Here is a 16,525-nt window from a genome sequence, read left to right on the forward strand (position 1 = left end):
GCTACCTCAATGGTGGTGTTTGATTGACAATCAGCCAGTAGAGACCCAATTGCTGAACAGCTTCAGCAAATCTTCGAAATTCAATCGGTTTGCGCACATAGCTGTTGGCGCCCAGGCGGTAGCTGGAGAGGATATCCTCCTCTTCGCTGGAAGAAGTCAGAATGACCACCGGCAGCATCTGTGTGCGCAGATCGGAGCGAATACGCCTTAACACATCCAGGCCGCCCAGTCTGGGCATTTTTAGATCCAGCAGGATCACCTGCGGCAGGTCATTCACCCCAAGGCCAGGCGATTTATTGCTGCCGAAGAGATACTCCACCGCCTCAACACCGTCGTGCACCACCACAACCTCATTGGCAATATTGCTTTGTCGCAAAGCCATCAAGGTCAGTTCTTCGTCATCAGAGTTGTCTTCCACCAACAAGATGTATCGTTTTTTCATGCTTTTTCTCCCCCTAGCGTAAAGTAAAATGTCGTCTCATGGTTCACTTCCGACTCACACCAGATTCGACCGCCGTGGCGGTTGATAACCCTGCTGACGGTGGCCAACCCAATGCCAGTTCCAGGAAATTCCTGCTCGCTGTGCAGCCGCTGAAACGGCACAAAGAGTTTATCTGCATAAGCCATATCAAAGCCCGCCCCGTCATCGCGAATGAAATACACGGTTTCATCCGCATGACCGTCCACCCCAAATTGGATGTGGGCCTGTTCACACCGGCTGGTAAATTTAAACGCATTCCCCAGCAAGTTTTCCAGCGCTATCGTCATCAGGCTCGCGTCCGCCCGAACCAGCAGATCGGGCGCAATCTCAAACGCCACCTGCCGCTGCGGGTTTTGCTCGGCCAAATTCTCCGCGATCTGCCTGGCAATCTGGCTGAGGTCTATCACTTCGCGTTTCATTTCTCGGCGGGAGACGCGCGAGAGGTGCAGCAAATCCTCGATCAACTGCCCCATGCGGCGCGTGGCTCCCTGAATGCGCGTCAGGTAATGCTGGCCTTGCGCATCCAGCTGATCCTGATAATCCCGCAGCAAACCGCTGCTGAAGCCGTCCAGCGCGCGCAAGGGGGCGCGCAGGTCGTGTGAAACCGAGTAGGCAAACGCCTCTAATTCTTTGTTGGCGGCTTCCAACTGCGCGGTGCGATCCCGCACGCGCTGCTCCAATTCACGATTCAACCGCTGCACCTTCTCTTGCGCCAGCCGCTGGTCTTCCACCACGCTGAGCAGCGCCAGACGCAGTTGATTCGATTCTTCAAAAAGCCGCTGCAGTTCAGCATTGGCTGCCTGAAACTGCTGCGTGGTTTGAATGTTTTCTGTAATGTTCAGCGAGAAGGTTAAGATCTGGGTAATATTGCCGCGCTCATCCCGCAGCGGCGCGGCATGGATCAGGTAATCCTGACCCTGAAAGCTGCCCTCAAAATGGATCGTCTTGCCATCCAGCACCTGCCGGTATTCTCCGGCGAGGGATTCACCCAGCTCTGGCCCCAGCACCTCAAAGATGGTTTTGCCCACCAGCATCTCATTCGTCAGGCCCGCCTTTTGCAGCCCTTCACCAAAATTGGACACGTAGCGAAACTCGCGGTCGATGATATGGATGATGGCAGACGGAAGATTCTCCATGATGGCATTTTTCTGCTCTTCGCTGGTGCGCAGAGCTTCTTCGGCCCGTTTGTTTTGGATCACCTTCCAAACCCCATCCATCAGCAGGGTCAGCTGCAGGACGTCGGCTTCATCGTAATCCTCTTCTTTGTTGGCCACCCCCACCACCGCCACAATTCGCTCTGCGCTGAAAACCGGCAGAGTCATAAACTTGAGCAGCCTCACATGCCCGGCTGGAACCCCCTTTTTGAGGGGATGGGCAGCCTGAAAATCGTTGAGAACAATCGCCCTGCGCTGACGAACCGCCTCGCCCCAAATGCCGGTTTTATCCAGTTCGTAGCAGGTTTGCGGTTCAATCACCTCACATGCGTCCATGACCTCTTTGGACCAGGTGTTTAGCACAAATTCTTTCCGTTCTTCTGAATAATGATAGATGTATCCAATTTTGCTCTCGGTCAGCCGCATCGCCTGCTCCAGGGCAAAATCCAAAAATTCCTGCACCGATTCAACCGGCTTTTGCAGAATTTCTACCAGAGATCGCAGGCGAACTTCTGAGCGCTGCAAATCGTGTGCAAGCCGCTGACGGCGCAGACGGTTGACCATCAGCAGCCCCAATGCCATGGTGCCAACTGGATAGATGAGCAGAACCGGCAGGGTGATGGCGGCTAAGGTGGAGAGCGCGGTTTGCAGCGGAAGGGCAAACGTGCACAGCAGCATGGCGATATGAACTGCCCAGCCAAAAAGATATAACTCACGCCAGGTCAGTGTATCCAGCGGTTTATGCCGCCAGCGCCGCCAAAGAATGCCCATCGTGCCGGTAACCAGGATCACACTGACCCCCATCGGCACTCCCACCCCCCCTTGCAGAATGCGAAAAACAGCCAGCATGCCCATCGTGACCAGGGTGGGAAGTGTGCCGAAGAACAGCCCGGCAATCCCCAGCAGCACCGAACGGGTGTCAAAGAAAAGACCAGGTGCCAGCACCCAGGGGGGCAGCATTAAAACAATACCTAATCCTCCCAACAACAGGCCAATTAATACTTGCCAGATCTTTCGCTGGCTGAGTTGCCTGCGCTCCAGGCCCAAATCAAACAAAAAAGCCGTCGCCAGCAGCAGCGCCCCGTTCTGAATGAGGTCAAGATAGGAGGTTGTCATGTTGGCTCTCTCCCGAGTCTGGGCTGTGGTAGCGCGGCGGCTGTCCCATTTGAGTCAGCAGCTCGTTGACCTCACGTTTCAACTCCAGGACGCGGCCCTCGCGCCCCAGGGTGGCCTTTTGCCAGCGTTTCAATTCATTCAGCTGCTCATTGATTCTCATTTCTGCCTGCTTGCGAACGGTGATATCCTGGGCATGGACAGCAATATCTTCACCCATCGAGACGATGACCAGGCGCAGCCATTTCGGCCTTGAGAAATTGTCTCCCACATAGACATCTTCAATGATTTCAGGATTCCCAGTAAGGGCCGTATGAATATACGCCTGAAAAAAGGAGGTGCCCCGATACGTTGGAAAAAGATCCAGAACCCGTTTGCCGATGACTTCCTGCGGATCCCTTCCGTTGATCCGTGCGATGACCTGGTTTTCATAAATCCATGTGAAGTCAATAATCTCGCCTTTGTCGTTTTTCAGAGGATGAAGGATGGTAAACCCATCCGGAGACATTTCCTGCGCAACGCGGAAGCGTTCCTCACTGGCCTGCAGCGCTTCTTCAGCCTGATAACGCTCGGTGACATCCTGGTTGACGACAAAGGCTGCTTCTACCTGCCCGCTGCTGTCCAAAATGGGGGCGGAATAATTCAGAATGATCTTGGTTTTGCCGTCAAAGGCGTCAATTTCCAGAAGTTCATCCACAACGGTCACGCCCTCGTTCACGGTGTGCGCCAGAGCCCAATCATCCGGCGCGATTTCTGCTCCGGAAGGCAGCCGCCTGGCCTTGAAAACGCCGTAGTCGCTCTGAGAAACTTTGGGTTCCATCCCCCAAATTTTCACACCGGCCGGGTTACCCTGAATAAGCGTTCCGTCCTTATCCGCCAGCCACAAGCCGATGGGCAGGATTTCAAAGATTTTCTTGAATATGCTTTCGCTTTTCCGCAGGGCTTCTTCCGCCTGCCTGCGCTCAGTGATATCGTTGATGACCGCCAGAAAAACCTGCTCCCCTTCATATTCAAACAACTGCAAGTGCACATCCACCGGGTAACGGCTGCCATCTGCCCGCTGGTGGAAGGTTTCAAAAACCAGGTTTGCAGTGTCGTGGCTCAACAGCGGTTCCAGCTTTTGTCGAAAGGTTTCAGCGGTGAACTCGGGTTTGAGACTCAACGGGGTCATTCCGTGCAGTTGGTCCATGCTGTAACCCAGGTTTTTGATCGCACCGTCATTCGCAAAGCGGAAACGCAGGGTTTGGGCATCAAACAGATAAATTTCGTTGAGACTGGTGGAAATCGTAAAGTTGAGCAGCGCCCGCTCTCGCTGCGCGGCACGTTCTTCTGTTTGGTCGCGAAAAACCAGCACAACACCGGTGATCTTTCCCTCCGCGCTGCGGATGGGCGCGCTGCTGTCGACGATGGGGCGTTCGCCGCCGTCCCGGTGAATCAGGAGCGTGCGATTGGCCAATCCAACAATGCTGCCCTCGCGCAATACGCGTTCCACCGGGTTCTCGACCCGCAAACGCGTTTCCTCGCTAATAATGTGAAAGATCTGCGCCAGCGGTTTACCCTTCGCCTCCGCCTCGCTCCAGCCGGTAAGAGCTTCGGCGATGGGATTCAGCAGGGTAACCAGCCCTGCGCCGTCTGTGCAAATGACCCCATCGCCAATGCTGTAAAGGGTTGTGCGGGTTTCTTCCTGAGCCTGACGCCGCTGCTGTTCTTCCATCAGCAAGTTCTGAAGCAGAACCCGATGGCGGTGATTAAAAGTGTACACTGCCAGAACCGCGGTCATCAGCACAGAAAGCAGCACCACCAACAGCACAGTCAGCCCGAGCGAACGAACGCCAGTCAGGATTTCAGCTTGATCCACCTTGGCCACCATGAACCAGGGGGTATCGGGTATGGGAAGAAGATGCGACAGCACCTGCACACCGCGGTAGTCTAAGCCTTCAAATTCGCCGGTACGCCCCAATGCCGCTCGAACGGCCGGAACCTGGGTTTCGGTCAGTGGAATTCGGATGGTCAAAGGTGGATCTGAACGGAAGCGCAGTGTATTGAGGAATAAGACGTCCGTGCCTTGTTTTTGAACTAATAAAGTTTCTGCGCTTTGGCTGGGAACCGGCCAGGATTGGATCAAAGGATAAAGGTATTCCTCAGGGTCAATCTGAAACACAATCACGGCTGCCGGCGGTTGCTGCCCATCGGAAAACGGCGCAGCGATGGCCAGGGTAACTTTTCCGCTCACAGCGCTGCGCGCAAAATCTGCCATCCGTATTTCGCCGCTGGCCGCTGCCTGAGCCGCCAATTTTTGCGTGTCTGCCTCCAGCGAAGTCACCTGTGGATCTGCGGAAAGCAGCAGATTGCCTTGCGGGTCTGTGAGAATTACATTTTGGTATTCTTCCTGGACGGTGATCATCTGAAGGCGTTCCAGCAGCTCAGCCGTCAGCCTGTCATCCGTCGGGTCAGCCAGCCACTTTTGCAGGGCCTGATTGAAGAAGGGGCTGGTGGAATTCATGCGCGCGTCTGTCAGCCGTTCCATCCGCCACCGAATAATTTGCTGTACCTTTAAAGCCGCGATGGATTGCAGTTCATTGGTCTTCTGCGCGTGCAGCGACTGGGCCTGTTGGGTATAAAACCAGTACCCCGCGCTCACAAACAGCAGCGCCAGGGCAGTGAAGAGAAACACGAGCAGCGGGCCGGAAACGCGGCGGGAGTTAGGCAGATTAGATTGAAAACGCTGGGAAAATTTTGGAAATGTCATCGGCTCAACCGCCTTTCCTGCCGCATCAGCCAACAGGCCGAACCAATCGCAGTTATCTTGTCGGCAAGGTTTCGCAGTTGGCTAGCACATTACATTAAAACCTTCGAAAATCTTGTATACATATTATAGGGTGTTTGTCTTCTAATGCTGCTGTTTTTTCGTGGCAAATCAAAGCAAAATTCCCTACAATCTACAAACAATCGATGGAAACCTCACCATTCTTTGCCCAGGCTGCCGTTGCCTGTGAGTATGAGGCAGCTTTTATCCGCCTTCCCCGTTATCCACAAAGATACAGTTGCGGCCCGCATCTTTCGCCGCGTATAAAGCCCGATCTGCATGCTGCAGAAGGGTCTCAAGATCGCCGTTTTTCAGATCAAGCTCTGCAATTCCAATACTGATCGTGACCGTTAACGTCTGATCCGCGATCTGCATAGGCTGGGAGACCGCCTGGCGCATCCGCTCGGCAACCACGCAGGCACCCGCAGAAGACGTTTCCGGTAACAGGATGGCAAATTCATCACCGCCGTAACGGCCCAGAATATCCACCTTTCTTAACACAGAATGGCACCGCGCCGCTAACTCGGCTAATGCTTTATCGCCAACCGAATGACCGTAGGTGTCATTGATGGTTTTAAATTTGTCCACATCAAACATCATGGCGGACAAAGGATGGTGATAGCGCATGGCCTGAGCGACTTGCTGCTCTCCCTTATCAAAAAAGCCCATGCGGTTATTTTGGCCCGTGAGCATATCCGTGGACGCCAGCATTTGGATCGTGCGGTTGAGACTTTCAAGTTCGGCGTTTTTCTTCATCAGATCGCGCTGCAAATTAATTAATTCATTGTTCAGACGGCTGATTTGATCGTAAATGGATAATTGTTCCAGAGACTCGCTTTCATGGGATTCAAGGTGACTTTGGATCGCGGCACGCAGAAGGGCTGCTGGTTCTGGATCGATTTGGATCAATTCGTCACACATGCGCAGCGAATCGATCACATCCCGTGACCCCAAGATCATCAAACAGCCTTTATGACTGACCCCTGAGAATGGGATCGTTTCGGTACGCTCATCCACCAGGATGTTGACTTCCCATTGGACCGCGGCACCTTTTGCGCGCAAGTCCGCGATGAAATTTAAAACTTTGATGCGGCTTCCAGGATCCGCAATTCTTCCAATGAACTGGCCGACCGCCAAGGAACGCACGCCGATCTCGTCCATGAGTATGGTTTTGATAATCCCATGGGGATCGCAGATAAATGCCAAGCCAGCGGGTCGGTCATTCATGGTTAGTGTGTCTCCTTGGAGGGCGCTTGATGTTTGGGCACAGGTTTCACGTTAACGAAGCATGCCAGATCATAGGGGCTACAGCACCATTATACAAGGAGAACACAAGGTATCAGATGTGCAGACAGCGCCAGCTTTCTCCACCGCAGAGCCTCACTGTGCCTGCCAGCGCGCCGCCTAACGGAATAGTCGCAGCCCCAGCCAGGCCCCCAGGGTGCTGCCCAGCAGATCCAGGTCCAGGTCAGCCAGCTGAAACGCGCGCCCCGGCACGAAGTGCTGGTGAATTTCATCCAGCAGGGCGTACCCCAGGCACAGCAGAACCGCCCGCAGCGGCACCCGCCCGCCGTACGGCCGCCAGGCGCGCACGGCCAGCAGGAGTAAGTTCTCGCCCACAACAGCCAGACGATGCCAGCGATTTTGGTGATGGATGCGCTCTGATCCATTTGCCCTGCCCAAAGTGAGGTGTTGCGTTATTACATCCGTTCCAGCGGCTTCGTGTTTAAACCAAAAACGACCAGAAATGGTCGTTTGCAGCGGCGTTCTCTCACTGGATCGGCACAGGGCTAAATGCTGCGCTGCCTATCCCTTAACCCGCCCAAGATCAACGGCGCATGTGTGCCACCAAAACCCACTGGCCGTTGGCAAAAATTTCATTCTCTGCCAGGTGATTATAGCGCGCCATGAGCGCAGCATCCACATTCAATTGCTGCGCCAAGGCAGCCACCGATAGGTCATCCGCCGTCACCTGGTACACCTCAAAAAGAGGCAGTCCTGCCACGTCCTCAAATTGATAAGGCACGACCACCAGCCAGTTCTCCCAAAGGGGCACCGGCAGCATCAAGTTGATCGCACGGATGGCCGTCTCCGTGGTGCCGTAGCGCCGTGAGATGATCGTCAGGCTTTCCCCGGCCGTCACACGGTGAATCACAAAAGCCGGGTCACTGCCGATGGGGGTTCCCAGCCCCGGCAGAGGGGTAACGGAAGATGTTTCCTGCGGCGGCAGCGGCGTATGGGTAGGGGTTGGTGAAGGCAGAGCGGTTGCCGCAAAGCCTGCGACGGTCGGCGTGACCGCCGCCGAAAGCAGGCCCAGCGTGGGCGTGCTGATCCACTCCGGTGAGACAGGCAGTGAGCCTGCGAATCTGGCGTTGATGAGCACATCCCGATAGATCCAGGCGGCAAAGGCCAAAACTAGAAGAGCCAGGGCAGCCAGCACAAGAAGAATCAGGCGGCGGCTTCGCTGGCGGCGCCCCTGAGCATACAGCACCTCGCGGGCCAGGGCATCTTCTGGGTTCAGAAAAATTGGGCAGCTCTGGTGCGAACCCGACAGGCAGTACTGCTCCTGGTGACGGTTGATCACCGTTCGCAGCGGAATCACCTGATAGCAGCAATTCCGGTCGGTTGGGAACAGCGCCGGCGTTTTGGGGTCGTGCGTCAAGCCAAGGAAGGGGCAGATTTTCACAGCAGCGAACTCACCACAAAGGAAACAGCGGACTATTCTTGCCCAGATTCAGCGGTTTTTTCTTCTTGCGTCTGGTTCTTACGGGTTCGCCAGCGGAATGTTGAGTGCTTTTTGCCGTTGCCTCGCGCCTCATCGTCATAATAGCTGTATTCGCCCTTGTAATACCCGGAGTAATAGCGGTAGCCGCCGTAGTAATTGGGGCGGTTGCGCGGAATGCGGTTGAGCACCAGCCCCAGCACATTGGCCCCCACCCGGCGCATCTGTTCCAGGGTGGCTTGGGCAGCGTCCACCGGCGTGCGGCCCGGGTGGATCACAAACAGCACACCGTCTACCCGCGAAGCCAAAATGGAAGCGTCTGCCACCAGGAACGGTGGAGCGTCCACTACCACCACGTCCGCTTCTTCCAGGGCCGATTGGAGAACAGCCGCCATGCGGTCAGACGCCAGCAGATCAGTGGGGTTAGGGGGCAGCCCGCCGCTGGTGATCACCTGAAGGGTGGTTTCCTTCCACTGGCCCATCACCTCATGCAGCGATTTCGCGTCGCGGAACAGGTTGCTCAGGCCAACCCGGTTGGGCAGATTGAGGTATTGGTGCACGCGCGGACGGCGCAGATCCGCGTCAATCAGCAGGGTTTTCTTACCGCCCTGGGCCATGGTGATCGCCAGATTGGTCGCCACCGTAGATTTGCCTTCGCCAGGGTGCGCACTGACCACCAGGATGCTGCGGATAGGGCGGTCTACCCCCGCGAATTCCAGGTTGGTGCGCAGGGTGCGAAAGGCCTCAGAGACCGGCGAGCGCGGGTTCTCGGCCACATAGGCTTTATCCTGATCATGCTCCAGCTCGGCGATGAAGCCAATCACCGGCACGCCCAGTGCCGCCTCTGCCTGCTCCGCCGATTTGACCGTGTCATCCAAATACTCAATCAGGAAAACGATGCCAGCCGCCAACAGCAGGCCGACCGTCCCCCCCAGCAAACCCGTGCGCACGGGTTTCGGGCTGAGCGGCTCTTCCGGCGGGATCGCCGGTTCGATTGAAACGATATTAGACGTGCTGCTGAGGCGCGCCAGGCGGATGTTTTCATAGCTGGAGAGCAGGTTAGCGTGGATCTGGCGGTAAAGCGCCAGGGTGGACTGCATTTGCTCCTGCTCCACATTGGCCGAATTTTCATTGCGGCTCTCGCCCAAAACCACCAGGTTAGTATAGATTTGCTGGTACAGATCGTAGGTGGTCTCCAGCTCTTTAAGCTCCAGTTCTTTTTGGTTAATCTCCGCGCGGATCTCTGGAGAAGGGGTGGGTGTGGAATACCAGCCTGCCTCCGCTTTGGGGGAGCGCAGCGTATCCAGAGCGGTGCGAATGGCCAGGATTTCCGTTTGCAGGCGGTCCAGTTCCGATTTGGCTTTTTCAATCTGCTGTTCAGACTGTTCGGTGGTCGCGGCTGTGGAACGGGACTGCAGGGCTTCAATCTGCGCGTCAATCTGCGCAATCTGCGCCTCCAGGCTGCGTTCCGATTCGTTGAAGCGCTCCGCCTGCATGCGGCTGTTGCGTTCGATAAAGACTTCCACCAGGGTGTTGGCGATCGAAGCCGCGCGCTGCGGGTCGGTATCGGTGACAAAAATGTCAATTAATTGGGTGTTTTGAACAATTTGCGCGCGGATCTGCTCTGGGGTGATGGCAGTGTTGATTCGCTCCGCCACGGCATCCAACACAGGGCGGCTACGCAGCGTCTGCACATAGGTTTGGGCCAATTGGTTTTGCTCGACATACGAGTTGTAATCCATGTTGGGAACCGTTTTCACCGCGCTGACAATCTGCACACGGATGGAGCTTTCATAGATCCGGGTCTGGCTATTCGCAAAGAAGAAAGCGCTGACTGCCCCCAGGAGCAATCCCAAGATCAGCAGCCAGGCCCACCGCCGCGCAATTTGAAGATATTCTTTAATTTCCATTTACAGTGTCCTTATGATGGAGAACTTCACCACAAAATTATCAATAGTGGTTCTATGAAATGCCCCCTAGCTTATGATTATGAAAACCCTCTGACATTAAATATCTGGGAATGATCAAGGCTCCTGCAAACAAAAAGCGTCCAATCGATTCATTTCATGATCATATGAGGCAGGCTATCTTATTTTCGCACTCAAGGAGTGAGAAATAGGGAGAGGAACCAATGTTTTAATTGGAAATATTAACCATTCTAGTGATGTGATCAATAACAAATTATTGTGGTTTTCTCGCAATGCCTATCAGAGTCGGAGATTCTTCTAGTGCTAGTAACCGCTGAAATATGGTCTTAGATTCGCGAAAGGAAAGTTTCGTTGGAAAGTACAATCGCCTTTTATATACATTCACTTTTTCAAAACCGCTTTCTGTCAAAATACTTTCTAATGCTTTTTTTGTAAAGAAATTGATATGAACTGGTGGAGAGCCCAAAATTCCGAAATCACTTTTTTGGTATGCTGTACGGTAATAGTTGGGGGTACTTAAAAGATACATTCCGCCCGGTTTTAGTGTCCGATAAATTTCATCAAGGTAACCTTTTACGTCATAAACATGCTCAATAACTTCCCACATCACGACCAAATCATACTCAGCAGAGGGTAAGGAAGGAGGGTTTGCCGACGAAAAACAGTTGCTTTTAATCCCCAGATCATGCGCAAAATTTACAGCGGCCTCAGACACGTCAAAATCCGTGTAGTCCCATCCTCGCGATTCTGCATAGACTCCAAAGGATCCAATTCCGCCTCCAATTTCGAGCATTTTTCTCCCTTTAAGGCGGGTTTCAATAAATTTTAGTAAAAGATGTCGATATGGGCTGCGTGGAACTTTTCCTTGCTTTATTAGTCTAAATTCTTCACGATGCTGATCATACCCACCAACACTAAAAAGTTCATCGTATATTTTTTTTACCTGGTCAGGCGTTGGTTCACTCAAAACACCAATTGATTCACACTTTGGGCATGAAAACAGCTCGTAGCCATTTACGATGCGCCCAATTGAGGTGGGTTGTAAACTCTCCCCACAAAATCTGCAGTTCAGTTCAATCATAAAGACCTCAACCACGAAATGATTTTAATTACCGAAACTAAAATACCCCAATCTTTTGTAACCATTCTACTTGATCGTCAATAATTTTATTGATTTCAAACCTTCTTAAGAAATCTTCTTTAGCATTCTTACTCATTTCATATTGAAGGTTAGAATCCAATAAAATTTTGGTTATTGCAGATGCAAATCCGGCTTCATCCTCAGGTTCCACAAGATAGCCTGTTACTCCATCAATCACAATCTCGGGGATTCCACCCACTTTAGAAGCGACAACAGGAACGCATTCACTTAAAGATTCAATAAGAGCCAAAGGACAATTATCCATCCGGCTCGGTAATACCGACAGTTTTGACGATCTTAGTTGACTAATCACCTCATCTGGAGATACTCGGCCAAGAAATTTAATGGAATTATTCAATTCCAATTCAAGGACTAAATTCTCATATTGCTCCCGCAATTTTCCATCACCTAAAAGAATCAATTTCGCGCCAGGTACATCAACAATCACCTTCCTAAATGCCCGAATAAGAACATCATGTCCTTTTGTGTGATCAAACCTGGCAACGCAAATCAACTGATTTTCTTTACTTGCTAGACATAGTGATTCATACAATCGGTTCATTAATCCATTAAGAAAAACTTTGCTTTTATTATAAATCCTGTAGGTATGTTCAAAATCTTTCTTGGCAGCGTTTGATACTGGAACAATGCAAGTCGCTAATCTATATATGAATCTTTTTCTTTCTCGTAAATATAAGAATTTTAACTGAGAGTCAGACCAATCCAATCTCAATTGAGTATTTAATGTGTGATACCAGACGATTCGAAAAGGTATCCTCATTAGCCATCCGATTAAGACCATAATATTCGTTGCAGCAAATTGGGTGATCAAACAATTAGGATGGTATTTGTTGATCAGTTTGATTAGAAATAGAGCATCCTGTATTTTTGTCGGGCGCTTGGAGGGCCAGTTGTAAATATGCGGATAAACAGATTTCTCCTCATCCATTTTTCCCTGAACTAGAAGCACAACTTGCACTCCTTTCTCAACTAATCGATCCGCAAGGGCCTTAAATTGAGAGGGAACGCTTGAATTATTAAGCCAAGATCCGCCGACTGCTATAAACACACATGAGTTGTTCATAATTCCTCCTAATCACACTAAGTGGAGTATGTGAGGTCTTGTTATTATGAAATAATGGAATGACTACCTTCGGTCGTACTTCAAACTAAGTGCTTCTTTATAATTAGGCTGAATGAGCGCCAAATAATGGGTGTTGAAAACCTTCAAAGATTCAAGTAACGCTGCAGCCGTCCATGAGACAGGCACAATTTTCCGTGCAAGCGGGGGAGGTCAACTGTATCAGTCATTAAAACTAATTGCGGGCACCTTTCCCTGTTTGTCCCCCCAACGGTTCCAAAATTTGAACAGGCCGAGCAGAAAACCCAGGCCGTAACTCAGATGCAGGATGGCAAACGCGATAGGTAAGAGGAAATAGTGAGCCGAAAGCGGGGAGCGATTGGATTTTTTCGCGCGAAGGGCGGTGAGTACAGAAGCGCCCAGGTTGGCCGCAAGATAGGCTGTGGGAACAGCCAGAGAAAGCCAGCGCACCGCGGGGATGGCCGCCAGCAGCGCCGACGCCAGCAGCGCCAAAACAAAGGCTGGCGGCACAAATTGACGCAGACTCATTTGGCGCGGGTGCTTTTGCAGGACCCGTACTTTGTATAAGCCGTATTGGAAATATTGACGCCAAAGCTTATGCAAAGATCCGCGACTATAATATTTAGATCTCACATCAGCAGCCAGCAGAAGCTTCCCCCCGAACTCGCGAAGGCGGTAATTATACTCGTCGTCCTGGTTCCGAACAAGCTCCTCATCATAAAGACCAACTTTCTCAATGATCTTGCGCGTGTAGGCAGGGAATGGTACGGAATCCGCCAACATTGTCTTTGCACTGATGGTTCGAAAAGCGGAATTACCAACGCCAAAGGGCGAACTCATAGAAGTGGCAATCACTTCCGCTAACGGGGTTTCGCCTATTGTCACCATGGGGCCACCAACCCCATCCACGTTGTCTGTTTGAAGGTGAGCTACGCACTTACTGACATAATCCGCAGCAATCTCACAATGCCCATCCACGCGGATGATGATATCCCCTTTGGCAAGCGGGATCAGGCGGTTCAGTCCGGTAGGCACGATCTTGCCGGGGTTATCAATGATGTGGAAATTAGGATATCTTTGTCGATATGCCTCAACGATCTGCCGGGTGGCGTCGGTTGACATGCCGTCTGCCACCAGGCATTCCATCTCCCCGGAATAATCTTGATGGAGAACGGCATCCAGGCAGCGTTCAATGTACGCAGCTTCATTGCGGATGGGGATGAGGATGGAAACGTAAGGTTTTCTATTCATTGAGTTTCGAAACCACAGCCTTCATTTTTCCAGATTTTGTGCGAGGAATATGCTCCACCTGTTCCACCGTCACATCCACCGCTTTCCCCAACCGCTGCTGCACACGCGCAATAATATCTGCTTCATCTGCCGGATTATAACCCTCGGTGGGTACGATTTTGACCCGAATCTGGGTCAGCGCCTCCTGGATGATCTGCCCTTCCCGTACATGCGGTTGACCTGCAAAAATGCCGTGAAACCGCACCATCTGCCGGCCGTCTGGACCGATTACCACATCTTCAATGCGTCCCACGACCTCTTGAATGATCGGCATCTGTCTTCCACAAGGGCAATTTTCATCTGACAAGGCCGCCAGATCCCCCAACCGGTAGCGGATGAGCGGCTGGTAATCCCTGATCAAACAGGTGGCAACGACTTCACCCACCTCACCTGGGGCGCAAGAGGATCCGTCCGGTCTCAGGACCTCAACAATTCCAGCATCTGGGCTGATATGCAGGCGGCCGTGTTCGCATTCACTTGCGAACAGCGCATTTTCAACCGTGCTGTATTCTTCAAACACCCGACAGCCGTATGCCTTTTCCATCACCACACGCATTTCAGGCGTCAATTTTTCACTGGTGGTGATGATCGCTTTTAAGGGTGGAACGTCAATTCCTTGCTCCAGGATGAAATTTGCCAAAAGATAATAAGAAACCGCATACCCGGTCATCCACACGATATGGTGCTTCCATAAAGCATCTACGTAACGGCGGGCCGTATCTGGTTTCAGGTGAAACGCCGAAAAATACACCTGCCGTTCGATTGCATTAAAGCGATAGAACGGGCCCGGGCTTTCAGGATCTGGCTCCACCATGCGGCCAGAAAAGGTGGCACGCGGCATGGAAAATGACACACCGGCCCAATTGGCTGACCGGACTTCTCGCAACGCCAGTGATTTTCGGTTTTCCTGGCGCGTCCAAATGCTGGCAATCGGCGTTCCAGTTGTGCCGCTGGTAAGAAAAGTGTACTCCCTGGCAGAGATATCCCGGCGCACCAGTGCGCGCGGATCTTTTCTGATTACATCTTTTTCCAGAAGCGGTAATGAACTCAAATCGCCGTTACGCGCCGCTCGTTTTTGCGCATCTGTGTAGGTCTCAGCATAATAGGGAACGTTTTCCACCGCATGGGTCAGCAGCTTCGTCAGGCAGTTTTTGGTCCACACCCGCCATTCATCGGCTGAATAATGCTCGCGATCACGAAAATCCTGTACATACGCTGGATAGCCAGGCCCAAAACGCAGCCAATACCAGTATGCGCCGTAGCCAGAAACTCCGATATTTTGCGCCCAAACCGGCAGCTTGCCATAGAGCGAATCCAATTTACCCACGATCTGCTCCGCTTAAACATTTCTCAAAGAGGCTCTCCAACTGCGGTAAAATCACAGCCCAACTAAGCTCAATAATTTGCATTCTATCTTATTCATAAAGTCCGAGGTTAACCGTAAACCTCTTACTTTACTGTCTGTTGAAGAATTTGAGACAACCTTTTGCCAGTCTTCTCCAAATCGAACATCTGGCATGCCCATTCCCTCCCAGTATGAGCATATTCAAGCCGCAGAGATTCATCTGTCATTAATTTGAGTATGGCCTTCGATAAAGCATTTACATCACCACTTGGAACTAACACCCCACACTCGCCGTGGTTCAATAACTCAGGTATCCCTGCAACATCCGATGCAATTACAGGTAATCCTAAAGCTAAGGATTCTTTAATCACTGTTGGGACCGCATCTCCTAATCCCAGCGACGGATGCACAAGAATTGTGCTGTTTCTCATATAACCGATTACTTGATCAAAAGGGAGATGTCCCAATAAAATGACTTTTTCCTTTACCCCTAATTTGCAAATCAAGTGATCAATTCTCTTCCGCTCGGGTCCCTCGCCAATCAAGATTAAAACCAAATTAGGAAGTCGTTCAACAACCTGTGCAAAAGCCTTTATTAAGAGATGAAAACCTTTTGCTGGGAATAAGCTGCCAACCGCCAATATTGTAGTCTCTTGCCTTCCATCTGGGCAGAAAGAAAGGTCTTTTAGATTCACTCCTAAATGGTGTATTAAAACCCTTTCTTCAAAGAAGGGGTAACTTTGTGGGTACAATGTTTGAAGAAATTTCTTATTAAATTCACAAACGCTCAGAACCACTGACGCTGCAAGAATTTTTTGTTCTAAGAATATTTGATCCCGATATAAATCTGTACCCGCATGAAGGTAAAAAGAAAAAGGGGCTTGGCTCCGAGAAGCTTTCTTTGCCAAATAAGCGTAAGTGGCAGCGTAATTTCCCCAAAACGATAGGAATATTTGATATTTGTTTTCAACGCACTTTGCCCAATTAAGCGCCTGTTGAATCACATAATATGATTTACCCCACTGAGAAAGCCCAAAACGGCTTGAGTCTCTCAGAATTTGGGAAACATCCTTTCGTAAATAAGTGGGAATCCCCCTAATAGGATAAGGTGGCTGGTAGACTAATCCAGCGCTTTCTTTAAGAATATCTTGATATTTTTGCGGAACAAATTCCCAATACTCTTTTTTTATCGGATACACGGGAAAAATATCAACATCGAAACCGCCCTGCATTAGAGCAACAATATCACGAGCAAAAAAAGTATTCACTTTTCCCGGAAATTGATTGGTAAAAACTGCAATTTTTATTTTACTGGATGAGTTTTCAACCATAATTTGCTGGATTCTTTATTCGTATGGGCATTCAATGTATTTTGCGTAAAGAAACACGCAATTCAGATCAAATTTCCGTATAAAGCCTGATTACTTTGTAATACACTGTAGA

12 protein-coding genes are annotated in these 16,525 nt (G+C 51.2%); all 12 read right to left on the reverse strand.

Translation table 11 applies throughout. The features are described from left to right. Position 1 precedes the first annotated feature (1 nt). The 12 genes from ADN01_RS16475 to ADN01_RS16530 all read right to left on the reverse strand — a co-directional run bounded on the left by ADN01_RS16475 (position 2) and on the right by ADN01_RS16530 (position 16,413). Entirely contained in the window at positions 2-442 is a 441-nt protein-coding gene (locus tag ADN01_RS16475; RefSeq protein ID WP_062419137.1) for a response regulator, read from the reverse strand. Then, positions 439-2,751 (reverse strand): LytS/YhcK type 5TM receptor domain-containing protein, encoded by a 2,313-nt coding sequence (locus ADN01_RS16480; protein WP_062419138.1) that lies wholly within the window; start codon positions 2,749-2,751, stop codon positions 439-441. Before ADN01_RS16480 ends, ADN01_RS16475 begins: the two co-directional genes overlap by 4 nt. Next, positions 2,732-5,497 (reverse strand): PAS domain-containing protein, encoded by a 2,766-nt coding sequence (locus tag ADN01_RS16485; RefSeq protein WP_062419139.1) that lies wholly within the window; start codon positions 5,495-5,497, stop codon positions 2,732-2,734. Before ADN01_RS16485 ends, ADN01_RS16480 begins: the two co-directional genes overlap by 20 nt. A gap of 261 nt (positions 5,498-5,758) precedes the next feature. Beyond that, on the reverse strand, positions 5,759-6,781 hold the full coding sequence (locus ADN01_RS16490; protein ID WP_062419140.1) for a GGDEF domain-containing protein: 1,023 nt from the start codon (positions 6,779-6,781) through the stop codon (positions 5,759-5,761). Between the two features lie 177 nt (positions 6,782-6,958). Continuing rightward, the gene (locus ADN01_RS19740) at positions 6,959-7,174 is read right to left on the reverse strand and encodes a VanZ family protein (protein WP_062419141.1); all 216 of its coding nucleotides are present in this window, start codon (positions 7,172-7,174) and stop codon (positions 6,959-6,961) included. Between the two features lie 208 nt (positions 7,175-7,382). After that, on the reverse strand, positions 7,383-8,156 hold the full coding sequence (locus ADN01_RS16500) for a LysM peptidoglycan-binding domain-containing protein (protein ID WP_160318453.1): 774 nt from the start codon (positions 8,154-8,156) through the stop codon (positions 7,383-7,385). Positions 8,157-8,272: 116 nt separating this feature from the next. Continuing rightward, positions 8,273-10,186: a polysaccharide biosynthesis tyrosine autokinase gene (locus ADN01_RS16505; RefSeq protein WP_062419143.1), complete on the reverse strand. Its 1,914-nt coding sequence runs from the start codon at positions 10,184-10,186 to the stop codon at positions 8,273-8,275. 271 nt (positions 10,187-10,457) lie between these two features. After that, positions 10,458-11,285: a class I SAM-dependent methyltransferase gene (locus ADN01_RS16510; protein ID WP_075071290.1), complete on the reverse strand. Its 828-nt coding sequence runs from the start codon at positions 11,283-11,285 to the stop codon at positions 10,458-10,460. Positions 11,286-11,322: 37 nt separating this feature from the next. Further along, entirely contained in the window at positions 11,323-12,429 is a 1,107-nt protein-coding gene (locus ADN01_RS16515; RefSeq protein ID WP_075071291.1) for a glycosyltransferase family 4 protein, read from the reverse strand. A gap of 219 nt (positions 12,430-12,648) precedes the next feature. Beyond that, positions 12,649-13,698, reverse strand: coding sequence for a glycosyltransferase family 2 protein (locus ADN01_RS16520; RefSeq protein WP_062419144.1), 1,050 nt, complete (start codon positions 13,696-13,698; stop codon positions 12,649-12,651). Next, complete coding sequence (locus ADN01_RS16525; RefSeq protein WP_062419145.1) at positions 13,691-15,064, reverse strand: phenylacetate--CoA ligase family protein; 1,374 nt, start codon at positions 15,062-15,064, stop codon at positions 13,691-13,693. Before ADN01_RS16525 ends, ADN01_RS16520 begins: the two co-directional genes overlap by 8 nt. Positions 15,065-15,186: 122 nt before the next feature. Then, positions 15,187-16,413 (reverse strand): glycosyltransferase family 4 protein, encoded by a 1,227-nt coding sequence (locus tag ADN01_RS16530; protein ID WP_082142885.1) that lies wholly within the window; start codon positions 16,411-16,413, stop codon positions 15,187-15,189. Positions 16,414-16,525 lie beyond the last annotated feature (112 nt).

Origin of the sequence: Levilinea saccharolytica, from assembly GCF_001306035.1 — a bacterium.
Taxonomy (GTDB): Bacteria; Chloroflexota; Anaerolineae; order Anaerolineales; family Anaerolineaceae; genus Levilinea; species Levilinea saccharolytica.